Source organism: Acidimicrobiales bacterium, from assembly GCA_033344915.1.
Taxonomy (GTDB): domain Bacteria; phylum Actinomycetota; class Acidimicrobiia; order Acidimicrobiales; family Aldehydirespiratoraceae; genus JAJRXC01.
The window spans coordinates 2,002,314-2,018,238 of record JAWPML010000001.1 but is presented as its reverse complement, the minus strand read 5'-3'; the positions used below and the strand labels follow the sequence as shown (position 1 = coordinate 2,018,238).

The following is a 15,925-nucleotide window of genomic DNA, read 5'->3' as shown; positions in this document are numbered from 1 at the left end:
ATGGTCATTGCACTGATCGTCATTCTCGTCGTGGTGTTGCTGCTGGTCTTCTACGTGATCCGGCTCTACAACAACCTCGTCAAGTTCCGGAACCGCATCGAGAACGCCTGGGCGCAGATCGACGTCCAGCTCAAGCGGCGCTGGGACCTCATCCCGAACCTGGTCGAGACCGTGAAGGGCTACGCCTCGCACGAGCGGGAGACCCTCGAAGCGGTCATCGAGGCCCGCAACGCGGCCACGGCCGCGAGCGGCCCGGTCGAGGCCGCCGAGAGCGAGAACATGCTCACCGGCGCGCTCAACCGGCTCTTCGCGCTGAGCGAGGCCTACCCGGACCTCAAGGCCAACACGAACTTCCTCGAGCTCCAGGAGGAGCTGACCTCGACCGAGGGCCGCATCGCCTTCGCCCGTCAGCACTACAACGACTCCGTCCTCAAGTACAACACCGCGATCCAGACGTTCCCGGCCGTGCTGCTGGCCGGCGCGCTGCGCTTCAACGAGCGGGAGTACTTCGAGACCGAGGGCGAAGAGCGGGGCAACGTCTCCGTCGAGTTCTGACCGTTCCGGAGCCTGCACCATGCCCACTGTCGCGCCTCGCCTCCTGTTGCTCGCGCCGGCGATCGTTCCCGCGCTCGTCGTCGCGATCGTCGTCGCCGCGGTGCTCGATCCGCCCCTCTCGTTGCTCATCGGCCTCGTCGTCGGTGTCGCGATCGCCGTCGCCCTTATCTGGTGGTTCGAGCGACGCGCCCCGGAAGCGGCGCTGCGTTCGCTCGGTGCCCAGCCGCTGATCCCCGGCTCCGAGCCCCGGCTCGAGAGCCTCGTGGAGAGCATCTGCGCCAGCCACGGCATCAGCGAACCGCAGCTGTATCTCGTCGAGTCGCGGGCTCCGGATGCCGCGGTCGCCGGTAACGCGAACGACACGCGACTCGTCGTCACCACCGGTGCGCTGCGCCAGCTCGACCGCCTCGAGCTCCAGGCGGTCGTGGCTCGTGAGCTCGTCATGTTCGGCAACGGGATCCACGCGGCGACCGTGCTGGCGTCCGTGGCACCGTTCTACGGTCCGTTCGCCGACCGTCTCCGCAGTCGTCTGCTCGACGACCGCCGCCTCGCGATGGTCGACATCGAGGGCGTGCGGCTCACCCGCTACCCGCCGGCCCTCGCCGGCGCGTTCGAGAAGGCGGCAAACGCCGACGGCGTCCCCGACAAGGCGGCGTCGCGACACCTCTGGCTCATCGGCCCGCGCGGCTCACACGGCGTCGTCCAGCCGTTGTTGACCGAGCGCATCGACACTCTCCGGGAACTCTGATGTCCTCCACACGACGCGGCCGCCGAGCCGCCGCCCTGCTCGTCCTGCTCGTCCTCGCCCTGCTGGCCGCCTCGTGCGGTGGTGACGATGGTGGGGATGCCGACGGCACCACGACCACGTCCACGACGTCGAGCAGCACGACCTCCACGACGACCACCACGGAGCCGGTCGGGCCGGTCATGCCGTTGACCGGACTGTCCGCCGGCGAGGCGGACCCCGAAGCGGGTGCGGTCCTGGTCAAGATCGGCAACAACAACGAGAGCAGTCGCCCCCAGTTCGGGATCCACGAGGCGGACATCGTCTACGAAGAGTTCGTCGAGAACGCCAAGACCCGCTTCGCCGCCGTCTTCCACAGCCAACTGCCGGACATCCTGGGCCCGATCCGCTCCGGACGCACCAGCGACTTCGACCTCGTCCACGGCCTGGGCGTGCCCGGGTTCGCGTCGTCGGGCGGCAACCCGACGGTGCTCGGGGCGCTGCGCAATGCGTCGAACGCCGGTGACCTCGTGGACGTCGGCTGGGTGTGGCGCGAGAGCTACTACCACCGCATCGCCGACCGAGCTGCGCCGTACAACCTCGTGCTGTCCACGGTGGACAACGAGGTGCGAGGTGAGAACCCGCCGACGCCCCAGTTCGTCTACGGCTCGATCGGCACGCTCGGTCAGACCATCGGCGGCGTGTCGGTCAAGTACCCGCCGGCCTTCGGCCGCGAGTCCGTCCATCTGTGGGACGCGGATCTCGCAGCCTGGGTGCGGGTGCAGGACGGCACCCTCCACACCGTCATCGACGGCGCGGACGACGACGGCCAGGGTGGCACCGAGGTGGAGATCGCGCCGACCAACGTCGTGCTCGCGAGCGTGACCTACGGCGTCTCGCCGGCGGATCCCTCCAGCCCCGAAGCCGAGAGCTTCGGGATGGGGCCGGCCCAGGTTTTCACCCAGGGCCGTGAGATCCAGGGCACGTGGAGCCGCACGACGGACAATCCGATCTGGGATCTGCGCACGGTCTCCGGTGACCCGATCCCGCTCGCGCCCGGGCCCACGTGGGTGCTCCTCGTGGCCGACGCCGACAGCCGCTTCGCCACGGGCGACATCTCCACCTTCAGCCGCGCCGACGCGTCGGCGATGCTCGCCGAGGCGCGCGAGGCGTACGCCGAGTCGACCGCGGCCGGCTGATCCGCCGCCTCGAAACGAGGGAGCCGTCGGCCGGAGACGGACCTAGGATGGCCCCATGACTGAGAACAGCGGCCGCACGACCGGCACACCGCTCGTCAAGCGGGGCTTGGCCGAGATGCTGAAGGGCGGCGTCATCATGGACGTCGTCAATCCCGAGCAGGCGAAGATCGCCGAGGACGCCGGAGCGACGGCCGTCATGGCGCTCGAACGCGTGCCCTCCGACATCCGTCGTGACGGCGGCGTGTCCCGCATGTCCGATCCCGAGATGATCCAGGGCATCCAGGCGACGGTGTCGATCCCGGTGATGGCGAAGGCCCGCATCGGCCACTTCGCCGAGGCACAGATCCTCCAGTCGCTCGGCGTCGACTACATCGACGAGTCCGAGGTGCTGACCCCGGCCGACGAGGCGCACCACATCGACAAGTGGGCCTTCACCGTGCCGTTCGTGTGCGGCGCGACCAACCTGGGTGAGGCGCTGCGGCGCATCAGCGAGGGTGCCTGCATGATCCGCTCCAAGGGCGAGGCCGGCACCGGCAACGTCGTGGAGGCCGTGCGTCACCTCCGTTCGATCATGGGCGACATCCGCAAGATCGGGCAGGCCGATTCGGCCGAGCTGTTCGACTGGGCCAAGCAGCTCCAGGCGCCGCTGCCCCTCGTGCAGGAGATCGCCGAAACGGGAGAGCTGCCCGTCCCGATGTTCTGTGCCGGCGGCATCGCCACTCCGGCCGACGCGTCGCTCGTGATGCAGCTCGGCGCCCAGGCGGTCTTCGTCGGCTCCGGCATCTTCAAGAGCGACGAACCGGCCAAGATGGCCACGGCGATCGTCGAGGCGGCCACCCACTTCCGGGATCCGGACATCCTGGTGAAGGTGTCGACCGGCCTCGGCGACGCGATGAAGGGTCTCGAGATCGCCTCGCTCGAGACGAAGCTGGCCGAACGCGGCTGGTAGCGGGGCTTGTCCGCCCCGACCATCGGCGTCCTCGCCCTCCAGGGCGCCTTCGCCGTCCACGCCGAGATCTTCGCCGCGCTCGGGTGCGCGACCCAGGAGGTCCGCACCGCCGAGCAGCTCGCGGCGGTCGACGGCCTGGTCGTCCCGGGTGGCGAGTCGACGACCATGTCGATGCTGCTCGAGCGGTCGGCGATGCTCGAACCGCTGCGGGCCCGGATCGACGACGGCCTTCCGGTGTTCGGCACGTGCGCCGGGATGATCCTGCTGTCCGCCGACATCCGGGACGGCCGCGACGACCAGCACGCGCTCGGTGTGCTCGATCTCTCCGTCACCCGCAACGGCTACGGACGCCAGATCGACTCCTTCGAGGCCGACATCGACGTCGCCGGGCTCGACGAGCCGTTCCATGCCGTCTTCATCCGCGCCCCGAAGGTCGAGCGGGTCGGGGACAGCGTGGAGGTGCTCGCCACCGTCGACGGTGATCCGGTGCTGTGCGCCCGCGGCAACGTGCTGGCGGCGGCGTTTCATCCCGAGCTCTCCGACGACGACCGCATCCATCGACGTTGGCTGGCGTCCGCCGCTCTGCAAGTCTGAACCGATGGAAGGTCGCCAGCCCGTCGAGCTCACGCTGGAGATGTCGGATCTCTCGGTCGACGACTATGGCGCGCAGCGACCCGACGCCGCGGTGTTCACGAACTGCCATCGCGACCGTGCGGATCTGCCCCGGCGGCTCCCGGAGTTCGACACGCTCGGCGTGATCGAGGGGACCGCTGCCGGGCCGGCGATCGACGGCGTGACCCATCATCGCTTCGCCCGCACGGCGCGACCGGGTCAGGGATCGCTCACCGACGAGCCGACCACCGGACTGCAGCTCGTCCTCATCAGCGCGAAGGACCCGGGTGCAGAGGCCGCGCAGGCGCTGCGGGACTGGGCCGACTACGTGCACATCCGCCACATCGCCGAGGCGGCCGTGCCCGGCTTTCGGATGATCACGCCGTACCGAGGTGTCTCCGAGGGGGCACCGACGTTCCTGCACTTCTACGAGATGCACACCGACGATCCCGAAGCGGCCTTCCTGTCGATGACGCCGCTCGTGGCGGAGCGGCTCGGCGGGGACGCGAGCGACGCGTTCCGATCGTGGGCGTGGCACGACCAGCTCCGAATCGACTACGTCAACACCTTCCGACGGGCGCAACCGGGGGTACATTCCTCAGCATGAGTGGTCATTCCAAGTGGGCGACGATCAAGCACAAGAAGGGCGCCGCTGACGCCAAGCGGGGCAAGCTCTTCGCGAAGCTCATCAAGCAGGTCGAGGTCGCAGCTCGCACCGGGGGCGGCGACCCGGACTCGAACCCGACGCTGCGCACGATGTTCCAGAAGGCCCGCGACAACTCGGTGCCGCTGGACACGATCGAGCGGGCGGTCAAGCGGGGCACCGGCGAGCTCGAGGGCGTCAACTACGAGAGCATCACCTACGAGGGCTACGCGCCCGGCGGTGTCGCGCTGCTGATCGAGTGCCTCACCGACAACCGCAACCGCACGTCCGGCGATGTGCGCTCCACCCTGTCCAAGAACGGCGGTTCGCTGGCCGAGCCCGGCGCCGTGTCGTGGCAGTTCGAGCGCAAGGGCGTCATCCTCGTGCCCACCTCGGTGGCGGAGGACGACGTCATGCTCGCGGCGCTCGACGCCGGCGCGGAGGACATCGTCGACGAGGGCGAGATGTGGCGGGTCACCACCGCGCCGACGGATCTCAACACGGTGCGAGAAGCCCTCGACGGCGCCGAGATCACGGTCGAGTCGGCCGACATCGTCATGCTGCCGAGCAGCACCGTCGAGATGACCGAGGTCGGCGACGTGAAGAAGCTCCTCCAGTTGATGGAGCTGCTCGACGACCTCGACGACGTGCAGGACGTCCACGGCAACATGGACGCCCCCGACGAGGTGCTCGAGGCCGCCCAGGCGGGCTGACCCGCGTGATCAGCCGATGACGCGGACGGTGTCGCCCGGGCGCACGGTGCCGCCTTCGAGCACGGACGCGTAGAGCCGACCCCAGCCGGGGTGGCGGTCGTGGAGGATGCGGTTGAAGTCGCCGTCCACGAACCATCGGGCGTTCTTCGCGCAGGGAACCGCGTAGGCGCTGATGCGGCAGCGGATGTCGCCGATCCCGAGCACGGCGCCGGGGCGCAGCGTCGACCACTCGAGACCGCTGATCGTGATGTTCTCGCCGGCCGACCCCGGATCGATGGGGTGACCTTCGTCGGCCAGCGCATCGATGACCTCGGTCGACCAGAGACACAGCGCCTGCCAGGGTCGGCCGTGGTGCTGGCGGGCGGCCTGCGTGTCGCCGACCACGCCCCGTCGATCGATCGCGGCCTCGTCCACCGGCGTCTTCGGCACGCCGCCGCCCGAGGCGTTGATCCGGGCGACGGTGCCGGACCCGGCGGGCACCGCGTCGCCGAGGGTGCGCCGGATCGCCGCGATGTCGACCAGGTGGTGCCACAGGTCGTGGACCGCGTGGCGGGAGGCCCACCCGACGGTGCGCTCGTTGCCGCCGATCACGATGTGGTGCCGCATCTGCTCGTCGGTGAGCTCGGCGAGGCGGGACGCGAAGGTGCGGGCCTCCTCGGCGAAGGCGGACGCGACCTCGTCGGCATCGAGTTCGCGGGCGGGCCCGGGGGGCGACGGCTCGATGTCGGGGCCGATGTCCGTGCCCGGTGTCTCCAGCGCGACCTCACAGAGGGCGCGGAGCCCGAACAGCGTCCTGCGGTTGTGGTCGTGATACTCGAGCACGGACCACGTGTCGTCGGCCGGCCGGCGATTGCGGTCGGCGTCCGACATGCCGTCGGTCCAGACCGCGAAGAGCGCGTCGGCGCAGCCGAGCGTGCGCCGGGTGTCGAGGTCGTTCCATTCGGCGGCGTCGAACCCGCACTGGTCACATGTCTCGGGAGTGGTCATCGATCGCCTCGCAGTCGTCCGAACGCGAGCATGTCACGGCCGCGTCAGTAGCCGCCGGGGGGAATGTGGTTCTCGATGATGCGATGGAAGTTCGTCGTCTCGGTGAGCATGAAGTGCTCGGCTCCGTTGTCGCGTTCGGCGATCACGCCACCGTGCCAGAGCGACCGACCCCGTCCGGATTCGCGGGGCACCGTTCCGTCGCCGCCCTGGTCGCCGCCGAGTTCGACCTCCACGTCGCCGCGTGTGGTCGCATCGCCGTCGTCGGTCATCACGGCCTCGCACAAGGTGTCGTGACTCGCCCCGTAGACGACGATGGTCCGCCCGTCACCGCCGGGCGGCAGCGGCACGGAGATCGTGCGCTTGAAGGCCATGGCGGCCTCGATCTTGCCCCGCAGCGAGGGGGGCAGCGCGGCGATGTCCTTGTGGTTGTCGGACAGATAGGCGTCGTGGGGTGAGTTCGGGATGAAGTCGTGGCGTTCCCAACCGTGGGAACGCCGGTACCACCGCTGCTTGTGGGTGACGACCGGCCAGCTGCCGTTGATGTGCTCGAAGTAGAGATGATCCGGGAGGAGCTCGAAGACGCCGGTTGCGTTCTGCGAGACGAGCTTGAGGTGGTTGTCGAACGCGGACCCCGTGAACGCCGCGTGGGCGACGGTCTCCGCCGCCTTCTCGACGGCCTGGAGGCCGCCCTCGAGCGCTTTCGTGATGCCCCAGGAGTCCTGATCGGTGAAGGAGATGTCCGAGTCGTGCCCGGACGTGGCCGTCGCGTACGCCGCGTTGAAGATCGTGCCGAGCGGACCGGGGACGAAGGCGTAGGGAATGTCCGGATGGATCGAGAAGTACGCCATCGGCGCCCCGTAGTGGGGGCTGGCACAGAAGATGACCTTGTCGACCTGGGCGGAACCGTCGAGCAGGGCCGACCGGGTGACCAACCCACCCATGGAGTGGGCGATGATCGACGGCGGCTGGCCGTGCTCGGCGGTGGCGCGAGCGATGAGGGCCTTGAGGCTCTCGCCGGCCTCCGCACACGGGCGGAGCCAGTTGTACGAGTGGACGTAGCAGTTGGCCGGCCCGCGGGTCGGATACCGCTTGTAGCCGTGGCTGTCGAGGAACCCGAGCAGGCCGAGATGGATGAACGGAAGGAGCCCGGTCGACGTGATCCCGGAGATCTCCATCTTGTCCGCCTCGGTCGCCTGGAGCGCCTCGAAGCAGGCGGTCGGATCGATGCCGTAGCCGATCGGCGGCCACACCGTCTGGGGGCCGTTGGCGCTGGGCACCGAGATGGCGGACGCCATGACGCCCGGCACGAAGATGATCGGCCGGGTGTCGGGCCCCTCGTCCTCCGTCGACGAGTGGATCACCGGCGGCGGGGTCGAGGACAGATCCTCCTGCTCCTCGTCGTCGTCTCCGTCCTCGTCGTCGTCGTCTTCGTCTTCCTCGTCGTCATCGCCGCCGGAGCGGGTGCGGGTGCGGCCGCCGCCGAACAACAACAGGCCGACGACCAGCAGGATGAGGCCGACCAGGATGAGGAGGATCAACACGGTGGTCGGGAAGCCGGAGTCGTCCGCGATGGTGGAGGGGGCCGACGGCGGTGTGGTGTCGCTGGGCGGATCGACGACGGCGGGACCCGGATCAGGTGCGGGGTCCGGGTCCGGGTCGGGCTCGGGTTCCGGTTCCGGCGCCGGGATGAGCGGTGGCGCGAAGAGGATGCCCACGGTGGCCAGCAGCACGATCACCGTGAGGAGGAAACGCGCTTCGCCGTCGGACAGGAAGATGAAGCCCGGCGAGAAGAGCTCGACCGCGACGTGAAGGAACACTCGGAAGACCATCGAGTTGAGGGCCTCGGATCGTCCCGAGTTCTGGGCCAGTGAGGTCGCGGCCTCGCCGGTGAAGAGCAGGTTCGAGTCGACGCCCTCCGATGCGGCCGCGGCCGGCGCCGTCCCGTTCGGAGCGAGCGCGGCGAGCCCGTCCGCGTCCAACGCCATCGCCATGACGTTGCCCGAGCGGAAGTAGAACCCCGGGAGGTCGAGGAGCGGGAACTGCTGGGGCGGTTCGTAGCCCTTCACGTCGAAGGTGAGTGTGGTCCCGTCGTAAACCGCGTTGGGGATGACGTTCGCGCCCTCCCACGTGTCTCCGGCGAAGGAGCTGTTCCACACCGGCAGACCGGGAACCGTGATCGGGAACCCCTCGTTGACCGTGAGGTCCGAGGTGAAGTCGTAGTCGCCGTCCATCTCCGCCCAGAACAGGACGACCTCCGCGCCGGGGTCGAGGGCGCGGGCGCTCTGGGCGAACGCCATGTCGTCGGCCCAACCCTGCTGGGGTGGCGTCCAGTCCGCGGGAAGCTGCCAGACCATGCTGCCGACGCCGGTCGGCTTGGTCCCGGACGGCGTGATGACCGGCGGGTCCGTCTTGCTGTCGCCGAACGCGTAGGTGTCGCCGGTCGCCGGCTCCGTCGCCGCCGAGATGATGCGGAGGGCGTCGTCGCTGAAGAGGCCGAGCGGGTCCCACGACTCGTTGGGTTCGAGCTCGGCGACCTCCTCCGCGGTCGAGTCGAACGCGTCGAAGTAGTCCGGTGGGAGCTCCGTGTCCTGGGCGGCCGCCGGCGAGACGGTGGTCGCCAGAACGGCGACGGCGAGCGCGACAGAGCAGCGTTTCAGCATGGGCGCATCCTGGCCCACGCCCGTCATCCGGTCGTCATCAGTGTTCGCCGACGGCGCCGGCTGGGCCTGCCAGACTCTCCCGATGGAGCATTTCGTCCACCTGAACGGGGCCGTCGTCGCCCGTGACGAGGCCGCGATTCCCGTAGGGGATCGCGGGTTCCTCTTCGCCGACGCGGTCTACGAGGGGATGGGGGTGCTCGACGGTCAGGTCGTGGACTTCCTCCACCACATGGAGCGCCTCGAACGGTCGCTGCGGGAGATCTCGATCGAGGTGGAGCAGTCGGCGGACGACTGGTGGGGCCTGCTCATGGAGCTTGTCGAACGCAACGAGATCGACGCCGGGTTCGCGTATCTGCACATCACCCGGGGCGTCGGGGTCGAGCGCGACTACGTCTACCCGGCGGGGCTCACGCCGTCGGTGTTCGCGTTCATCGAACGTCATCCGGGCCCCGGGCCGGCCGACGCGGTGGCGGGCATCGCCCTCGCGACGGCGCCGGATCTGCGGTGGGCCCGTCGCGACATCAAGACACCGAATCTCCTCGGCCAGGTCCTGGCCAAACAACACGCCGCCGCACAGGGACGCGACGAGGCGCTGTTGGTGACATCCGACGGCCTCATCACCGAGTGCGGGTCGAGCAGCTTCTTCATCGTGCGCGACGGCGCGCTGATCACCCGGCCGCTGTCGCACGACATCCTCGGCGGGGTCACGCGGCGGGCCGTGATCGCCGTGGCCGAGCGGCTGGACCTCGCCGTCGAGGAGCGGGTGGTCGGCCTCGACGAGGCGCAAGCGGCGGACGAGGCGTTCGCCACCGCGGCGTCGACCTATGTGCAACCCGTGGTGTCGATCGACGGCGAACCGGTCGGCGCGGGGGTGCCGGGGCCGGTGGCCCTCGCCGTGCGCGAGGAGTACCTGCGCATGGTCCGAGCGAGCTTCCACACGCCCGCTGAGCCATGCTCGACCGATGACTGACGCTGTCATCGGGCGCACCGTCGCCGACTCCACCCCGCACTGGCCCGACCCGGCCCGTCCGCGCGAGGGCGCCCCGAACGTGCTCGTCGTGCTCTTCGACGACGTCGGGTTCTCGGACTTCGGCTGCTACGGCGGCGACGCGGCGACACCCGCGATCGACGCGATCGCGGCGCGGGGGCTGCGCTACACCGGCTTCCACACCACCGCGATGTGCTCCACGACGCGGGCGTCGCTGCTGACCGGCCGCAACCACCATTCGGTCGGCGTGGGGTGTCTCGCCAACTTCGACTCGGGCTTCCCCGGCTACCGCGGCAAGATCGCCCGCAGCGCCGGCACCGTCGCCGAGATGCTGCGGGCCCACGGCTACCGGAACTACATGGCCGGCAAGTGGCACGTCACGCCGCTGTACGAAACGGGTCCGACGGGGCCGACCGACGGGTGGCCGCTCGCCCGTGGCTTCGATCGCTACTACGGCTTCCTCGACGCGGAGACCGACCAGTACGCGCCGGAGTTGGTGCGGGACAACACCCACGTGGCGCCGCCCGGCACGTTCGCCGATGGCTACCACCTGACCGAGGATCTGGCCGACGAGTCGATCCGGATGCTCGCCGAGCATCGGGCCGGCGTGCCGGACACGCCCTGGTTCCTGTACTTCGCGCCGGGCGCCTGCCACGCGCCCCACCAGGTGGCGAAGGACATCATCGACGGCTACGACCCGCTCTTCGCCGACGGGTGGGACGCCGCCCGGGCGCGTCGGCTCGTTCGCCAACTCGACGCCGGCATCGTCCCCCCGGGCACCGAGCTGCCCGAGCGCAACCCGTGGGTGAAGCCGTGGGACGACCTCACGCCGGACGAGCAACGGGTGGGGCAACGTCTCCAGGCCGCCTACGCCGCGATGCTCGACCACACGGACCGCCAGATCGCCCGGATCGTGCAGTTCCTCGAGGACACCGGCCAGCTGGACGACACGCTGATCATGGTCCTGAGCGACAACGGGGCGTCGCAGGAAGGCGGGCCGAAGGGGTTCGTCAACGCGATGGGGCCGTACAACGGCATCAGCGAGTCGACCGAGGACCGGATCGCCCGGCTCGACGACATCGGCGGGCCGGACACGCACTCGAACTTCCCGCTCGGCTGGGCGATGGTCGCCAATACGCCGCTCAAGCGCTACAAGCAGAACACCCACGGCGGCGGCGTGCGGGACCCGCTGGTCGTCTCGTGGCCGAACGGGATCACCGATCACGGCGGGCTGCGTCATCAGTTCGCCCATGTGAGCGACGTCGTGCCGACGCTGCTCGACCTGCTGGAGGTGGATGCGCCCGAGGTGGTCAACGGGGTCGCCCAGCAGCCGCTGGAGGGGACGTCGTTCCTGTCCACCTTCACGGATCCCGACGCGGACACGGGCAAGCGGGCGCAGTACTTCGAGATGTTCAGCCATCGCGGGATCTATCTGGATGGGTGGAAGGCGGTCGCCTTCCACGCGCCGGGCACCGCGATCGACGACGACCAGTGGGAGCTCTACGACCTCACCACGGACTTCAACGAGAACCACGATCTCGCCGGGGAGGAGCCCGACCGTCTCCAGGCGATGATCGACGAATGGTGGCGCGAGGCCGAGGCCCATCAGGTCCTGCCGCTCGACGACCGGTTCGGCGAGCGCTTCGCCGAGAACGCGGCCCGCGTCCACGGTGACCGCACGCACTACGAGTTCTGGGCCGGCATGGGGCACCTGCCGACCGACGTGGCGCCGGACGTGCGGTCGCGCAGCTACCGGATCGTGGCCGAGGTCGAGATCCCGGACGGTGGGGCCACGGGTGTGCTGGTCGCCCACGGTGACGCGACGAGCGGCTACTCCCTCTACATCGACGGCAACGGTCATCTCGTCCACGACCTCAACATCGGTGGGTCACACCAGCTGGTGCGCTCCGACCGGGCGGTGCCGTCGGGACGCCACGATCTCGGGTTCCGGATGGACCGGGACGGGCCCGCGGGCACCGGCACGCTGACGATCGACGGGGTCGACGTCGGGGTGATGACGACCGGCGACATCTTCGTGACGATGGTGTCGTTCTCCGGGCTCGACATCGGACTCGACCGATCGAGCCCGGTCAGCCATTACGAAGCACCGAACCCGTTCACCGGTCGGCTGATCCGGGTCGTCGTCGACATGGACCACGACCAAGACGTCGACCACACCGCCGCCGGCCGCACCCAACTCGCCCGCGAGTGAGAAAGTACGTCGGGGTCAGACCCCCGTACTTTCTCCGGCCATTCGAGAAAGTACGGGGGTCTGACCCCAGAAAGTATGGTTAGACGCCGTCGGCGACGCCGAGGAGGCGTTGGCGTTTGACGGCGCTCATGCCCTTGACGGTGGAGGCGATGCCGATCGTCCACGCGATGGCGCCGATGGCGATCGTCGTGCCGGCGGTGCCGTAGATCGCACCGGACGCCTGCGCGTACGAGACCGCGATGAGCGGCAGCGTGATCAGACCGGAGGCCTGCTGGGCGGCGGCGGTCGACTTCACCCGGCCGGAGAGCCGGAGCACGAGCGACAAGCCGATGAGCAGGAAGCCCGGGAGCACCCACAGCATCAGCAGCCACCACTGGGTCGTCGGGAAGAACCAGCCGCCGACCTCGGGGCCGACGATCAGGTTCACGATCAGCGAGTAGGCGGTGAAGCCGACCATCGTCGTGAAATAGCCGGGCAGCAGCGAAGCGAGCAGCTTGCCGAGGTAGATCTCCTTGGTGCCGGCGGGGGAGTGGGCGAGGAACTCGCCGGTGCCCCGCTCGCGTTCGCCGACGAGCGTCGCCGCGCCGACGGCGGTCGAGATCGTCAGCGGAACGACCACGGCCATCGGCGCGAAGAGGAAGACGGCGAGGGCGTAGCTCGTGCGGCCCTGCGGTGTGTCGCCCTTGATCTGGGCCTGCGCCCGTTCGGGAAGGACCTCGAGCGTGTCGGCGATGCTGCGGACCGCGTCGACGTCGCCGAGCGACGTGATGCTGAAGAGCAGGACGAGGGGCACGATCACGAAGAAGATCGAGCCGAGGATGCCCATCGGCATCCAGAAGTCCTTGGCGAGCACGAGCTGCTTCACGTCCGTGCGGGCGACGGTCAGGGTGCGGGACCAGTTCATCGGGCGACCTCCCGGTCGGCGCTCGGCGCGGGCGCAGCGGTGGACTCGGCGAGCTCCCGGGCCGACCGTCGGACCGCGAAGTACAGCTCCTCGAGCGTTGGGTCGTGCGGGTTGACCATGCGGATCCGGTGACCGGCGCCGACGAGTGCCGCCACGACGTCCGGCGTGCGTGACGGATCGTCGAGTACGACGCGGGTGCCGAACTTGCTCGGCTCGGTGCGGCGCACGCCGTCGAGCACGGTGATGTCGTCGATCGACGCGTCGCCTTCGACCGCGATCTCGACCGAGTCCTCCGGCCAGAAGCGGCGGGTGAGCTCGGCCGGAGGGCCGGCGATCAGATCCTTGCCCTCGTCGAGCACGACGACATGGTCGGCGAGGCCCTCGGCCTCCACGAGATGGTGGGTGCACATCACGACGGTGTGGCCGTCGGTGGTCATGTCCCGGATGAGTTGGAGCACGGCCTGGGCGGACTCGGGGTCGAGGCCGGAGGTGGGCTCGTCGAAGAGCAGCAGCGTCGGTTCGTGGAGCACTGACCGGGCGAGGGCCAGGCGGGTCTTCATGCCGGTGGAGTAGCCCCCGACCTGCGACGCCAGCGCGTGCTCGATGCCGAAGCGGCCGGCGGCGCTGCGGATGCGGTCGTCGATTATCCGCTTGTCGACGCCGTGGAGCTCGGCCGCGTAGCGGAGGTTGTCGGTGCCGGAGAGACGGTCGTAGAGCGCCGGCTTGGCGGAGACGACGCCGCAGGCATGGCGGACCTCCTCGCCGTCGACGTCCGGGTCGAGCCCGAGCGTGCGGACCGTGCCGCCGTCGGTCGACATGGCGCCGGTCACGATGCGGATCGCGGTGGTCTTCCCTGCTCCGTTGGGGCCGAGCAGCACGGTGATCCGGCCGTCCGGGGCGACCACATCGAGGCCGGTCAGCGCGGGCACGTCGTTGAACGACTTGGTGACGCCCTGCAGCGAGACCGCGGGAGGAGCGGGGTGCGGATCCATCCTCGCTCTATCGGCAGCCGTCCCGCCGGCTGTAGCGCGCCGGACTCAGCAGCTGCGCAGGAACGTTGCCTTCAGCCCGGCGCCCCACTCGTAGACGGCCCGGCGCCACCAGGGGTCGTGGTGGTCGACGTCGACGATGCGGATCTCCCCGTCCCAGCAGCGCTCGATCAGGCGGCGGGCGCGGGTGACCTGATCGGTCGACACGACGACGACCACGCTCTCCCAGCCGTGCTCCTCGGCGAGATCGCGCAGCAGGCGCGCCTCGCCGCGGGTCGTGCCCGGATCCGGTTCGAAACACTCGAAGGTGACGCTGTCCGGCACGCCGCGGGGGCGGCGGGTGTTGCACGGCCTCGCCGCCCACACCCGTTCCTCCTCGACGAACGACGAGGCGAACACGACCTGGTCGGCCACGCCGTCTCGGGCGAGGTCGACCGCGAACTGCACCCGGTTCCCGCCGCCGCCCAGCACGAAGATCGCGTCGGCGGTGCCCGGCTCGTCGGTCGTCGGGTTCACGAACCATCGATTCGTCAGGAAGCCGACGAGTAGCAACAGGGCGGCGGCTCCGACCAGGAGCCAACGGCGGCGGGACACGGCCGCAAGGGTGCCACGGACCGGTCGTTCACAGGTGGTCCGGGTGCGGCACATTTCTTCGCTAGGGTCGTACATGTGTTCGTGCTGGGGATCGATCCGGGTTTGTCGCGCTGCGGCTACGGCTGTGTCGAACACGGCCGCAAACCGCGCGCCGTCGCGGCCGGGGTGATCCGCACCGATCCGCAGACCGAGCGTCCGATTCGCCTCGCCGAGATGCAGCAGGAGATCCGTGCGCTGATCCGCGAGTTCGAACCGCAGGTGGTCGCGATCGAACGGGTGCTGTTCCAGCACAACGTGTCCACGGCGATGTCCGTCGGCATGGCGAGCGGGATCATCATGGCGGAGGCGGCGTCCGCCGGCTGCGACGTGGTCGAGTACTCGCCGAACGAGGTGAAGGAGTCGGTCGCCGGGTGGGGCGGCGCCGACAAGGACGAGGTCGGGGCGATGGTGCAGACGTTGCTCCATCTCCCGCAGCGGTTGTCGCCGGCCGACGCCGCGGATGCCGTGGCCGTGGCGTTGTGCCACCTGGCCCGGGTGCCTGCGCGATCATCGCGGGCGATGGTCGGGCGAAACGGAGGAACACGTTCATGATCGGATCACTGCGGGGCACGCTGCTCGATCGCGGTCCCGACGGCGAGCTGCTGGTCGAGGTCGGCGGGGTCGGCTATCGGGTGGCGGTCACACCGTCCACGTCCGTCACGATCGGCGAGATCGACGGCGACGTGTTCGTCCACACCCACCACGCCGTCCGGGAGGACAGCGAGACGCTCTACGGGTTCGCCTCGATCGACGAGCGCCGGATCTTCGAACAGCTGATCTCGGCCCACGGCGTCGGCCCGGCGCTCGGGCTCGCGATCCTGTCGGTCCACGGGCCGGATGCGCTGCGCATCGCGGTCGCCGACGACGACGTCGCTGCCCTGTGCCTCGTGCCCGGCGTCGGCAAGAAGACCGCCGCCCGCCTGATCATGGAGCTGAAGTCCAAGCTCGACGTGCCCGACGGTCCCGTCATCACGATCAGTGACGACGGGTCGTCCACCTCGTCGGCCGGCGGTGCGCGGGCAGACCTGCGCGCCGCGCTGGAGGGCCTGGGCTACGGCATCGACGAGATCCACGGCGTGCTGAGCGAGTTGCCGTCCGAGGGTGACACGAGCGAGCTGCTCAAGGAAGCCCTCAAGCGTCTGGCCACGGGGGTCTGA

At 69.7% G+C, this 15,925-nt stretch carries 16 protein-coding genes; 11 read left to right on the top strand and 5 right to left on the bottom strand.

Annotated features, from left to right (window positions below; genetic code table 11):
- From R8F63_09810 to R8F63_09780, 7 genes are read left to right on the top strand one after another with little or no spacing between them, the layout of a single operon-like run.
- Positions 1–555 (top strand): LemA family protein, encoded by a 555-nt coding sequence (locus tag R8F63_09810; protein ID MDW3218894.1) that lies wholly within the window; start codon positions 1–3, stop codon positions 553–555.
- A 19-nt stretch (positions 556–574) separates the two neighbouring features.
- The gene (locus R8F63_09805) at positions 575–1,303 is read left to right on the top strand and encodes a M48 family metalloprotease (GenBank protein ID MDW3218893.1); all 729 of its coding nucleotides are present in this window, start codon (positions 575–577) and stop codon (positions 1,301–1,303) included.
- Complete coding sequence (locus tag R8F63_09800) at positions 1,303–2,478, top strand: DUF3048 domain-containing protein (GenBank protein MDW3218892.1); 1,176 nt, start codon at positions 1,303–1,305, stop codon at positions 2,476–2,478. Before R8F63_09805 ends, R8F63_09800 begins: the two co-directional genes overlap by 1 nt.
- Positions 2,479–2,533: 55 nt before the next feature.
- Complete coding sequence (gene pdxS / locus R8F63_09795) at positions 2,534–3,427, top strand: pyridoxal 5'-phosphate synthase lyase subunit PdxS (GenBank protein MDW3218891.1); 894 nt, start codon at positions 2,534–2,536, stop codon at positions 3,425–3,427.
- 6 nt (positions 3,428–3,433) lie between these two features.
- On the top strand, positions 3,434–4,021 hold the full coding sequence (gene pdxT / locus R8F63_09790) for a pyridoxal 5'-phosphate synthase glutaminase subunit PdxT (protein ID MDW3218890.1): 588 nt from the start codon (positions 3,434–3,436) through the stop codon (positions 4,019–4,021).
- A gap of 4 nt (positions 4,022–4,025) precedes the next feature.
- Positions 4,026–4,646: a hypothetical protein gene (locus R8F63_09785; GenBank protein ID MDW3218889.1), complete on the top strand. Its 621-nt coding sequence runs from the start codon at positions 4,026–4,028 to the stop codon at positions 4,644–4,646.
- Entirely contained in the window at positions 4,643–5,395 is a 753-nt protein-coding gene (locus R8F63_09780; GenBank protein ID MDW3218888.1) for a YebC/PmpR family DNA-binding transcriptional regulator, read from the top strand. Before R8F63_09785 ends, R8F63_09780 begins: the two co-directional genes overlap by 4 nt.
- Positions 5,396–5,404: 9 nt before the next feature.
- Here the strand turns inward: R8F63_09780 and R8F63_09775 are convergent, their stop codons facing one another.
- Together R8F63_09775 and R8F63_09770 are read right to left on the bottom strand one after the other, a co-directional pair.
- Entirely contained in the window at positions 5,405–6,382 is a 978-nt protein-coding gene (locus R8F63_09775; GenBank protein MDW3218887.1) for an MOSC domain-containing protein, read from the bottom strand.
- A 44-nt stretch (positions 6,383–6,426) separates the two neighbouring features.
- Positions 6,427–9,042 carry a hypothetical protein gene (locus R8F63_09770; protein MDW3218886.1) on the bottom strand — a complete coding sequence of 872 codons (2,616 nt, stop codon included), beginning with the start codon at positions 9,040–9,042 and terminating at the stop codon, positions 6,427–6,429.
- A gap of 82 nt (positions 9,043–9,124) precedes the next feature.
- On the opposite strand from R8F63_09770, the gene R8F63_09765 reads away from it, so the two are divergent.
- Both R8F63_09765 and R8F63_09760 read left to right on the top strand, forming a co-directional pair.
- Positions 9,125–10,012 (top strand): aminotransferase class IV, encoded by an 888-nt coding sequence (locus tag R8F63_09765; GenBank protein ID MDW3218885.1) that lies wholly within the window; start codon positions 9,125–9,127, stop codon positions 10,010–10,012.
- A complete protein-coding gene (locus R8F63_09760; GenBank protein MDW3218884.1) occupies positions 10,005–12,242 on the top strand; it encodes an arylsulfatase in 2,238 nt (745 codons plus the stop codon). Before R8F63_09765 ends, R8F63_09760 begins: the two co-directional genes overlap by 8 nt.
- A 79-nt stretch (positions 12,243–12,321) precedes the next feature.
- On the opposite strand, the gene R8F63_09755 is transcribed toward R8F63_09760, so the two are convergent.
- Genes R8F63_09755 through R8F63_09745 form a run of 3 tightly spaced genes read right to left on the bottom strand, consistent with a single transcriptional unit; the run spans position 12,322 to position 14,729 of the window.
- On the bottom strand, positions 12,322–13,146 hold the full coding sequence (locus R8F63_09755; protein ID MDW3218883.1) for an ABC transporter permease subunit: 825 nt from the start codon (positions 13,144–13,146) through the stop codon (positions 12,322–12,324).
- Complete coding sequence (locus tag R8F63_09750; GenBank protein MDW3218882.1) at positions 13,143–14,138, bottom strand: ABC transporter ATP-binding protein; 996 nt, start codon at positions 14,136–14,138, stop codon at positions 13,143–13,145. Before R8F63_09750 ends, R8F63_09755 begins: the two co-directional genes overlap by 4 nt.
- Before the next feature lie 45 nt (positions 14,139–14,183).
- A complete protein-coding gene (locus R8F63_09745; protein ID MDW3218881.1) occupies positions 14,184–14,729 on the bottom strand; it encodes an ElyC/SanA/YdcF family protein in 546 nt (181 codons plus the stop codon).
- A 75-nt stretch (positions 14,730–14,804) separates the two neighbouring features.
- Between R8F63_09745 and ruvC the strand changes: the two genes are divergently transcribed.
- Entirely contained in the window at positions 14,805–15,320 is a 516-nt protein-coding gene (gene ruvC / locus R8F63_09740) for a crossover junction endodeoxyribonuclease RuvC (protein ID MDW3218880.1), read from the top strand.
- Positions 15,317–15,925 carry a Holliday junction branch migration protein RuvA gene (gene ruvA, locus R8F63_09735; GenBank protein ID MDW3218879.1) on the top strand — a complete coding sequence of 203 codons (609 nt, stop codon included), beginning with the start codon at positions 15,317–15,319 and terminating at the stop codon, positions 15,923–15,925. Before ruvC ends, ruvA begins: the two co-directional genes overlap by 4 nt.

Excerpts from the sequence above, each read along its gene's own strand:
- R8F63_09770 (MDW3218886.1), bottom strand. The coding sequence starts at position 9,042 with ATGCTGAAACGCTGCTCTGTCGCGCTCGCCGTCGCCGTTCTGGCGACC.
- R8F63_09805 (MDW3218893.1), top strand. The coding sequence starts at position 575 with ATGCCCACTGTCGCGCCTCGCCTCCTGTTGCTCGCGCCGGCGATCGTT.
- R8F63_09800 (MDW3218892.1), top strand. The coding sequence starts at position 1,303 with ATGTCCTCCACACGACGCGGCCGCCGAGCCGCCGCCCTGCTCGTCCTG.
- R8F63_09755 (MDW3218883.1), bottom strand. The coding sequence starts at position 13,146 with ATGAACTGGTCCCGCACCCTGACCGTCGCCCGCACGGACGTGAAGCAG.
- R8F63_09760 (MDW3218884.1), top strand. The coding sequence starts at position 10,005 with ATGACTGACGCTGTCATCGGGCGCACCGTCGCCGACTCCACCCCGCAC.
- R8F63_09775 (MDW3218887.1), bottom strand. The coding sequence starts at position 6,382 with ATGACCACTCCCGAGACATGTGACCAGTGCGGGTTCGACGCCGCCGAA.
- R8F63_09785 (MDW3218889.1), top strand. The coding sequence starts at position 4,026 with ATGGAAGGTCGCCAGCCCGTCGAGCTCACGCTGGAGATGTCGGATCTC.
- R8F63_09810 (MDW3218894.1), top strand. The coding sequence starts at position 1 with ATGGTCATTGCACTGATCGTCATTCTCGTCGTGGTGTTGCTGCTGGTC.
- R8F63_09765 (MDW3218885.1), top strand. The coding sequence starts at position 9,125 with ATGGAGCATTTCGTCCACCTGAACGGGGCCGTCGTCGCCCGTGACGAG.
- ruvA (MDW3218879.1), top strand. The coding sequence starts at position 15,317 with ATGATCGGATCACTGCGGGGCACGCTGCTCGATCGCGGTCCCGACGGC.
- pdxS (MDW3218891.1), top strand. The coding sequence starts at position 2,534 with ATGACTGAGAACAGCGGCCGCACGACCGGCACACCGCTCGTCAAGCGG.
- R8F63_09780 (MDW3218888.1), top strand. The coding sequence starts at position 4,643 with ATGAGTGGTCATTCCAAGTGGGCGACGATCAAGCACAAGAAGGGCGCC.
- R8F63_09750 (MDW3218882.1), bottom strand. The coding sequence starts at position 14,138 with ATGGATCCGCACCCCGCTCCTCCCGCGGTCTCGCTGCAGGGCGTCACC.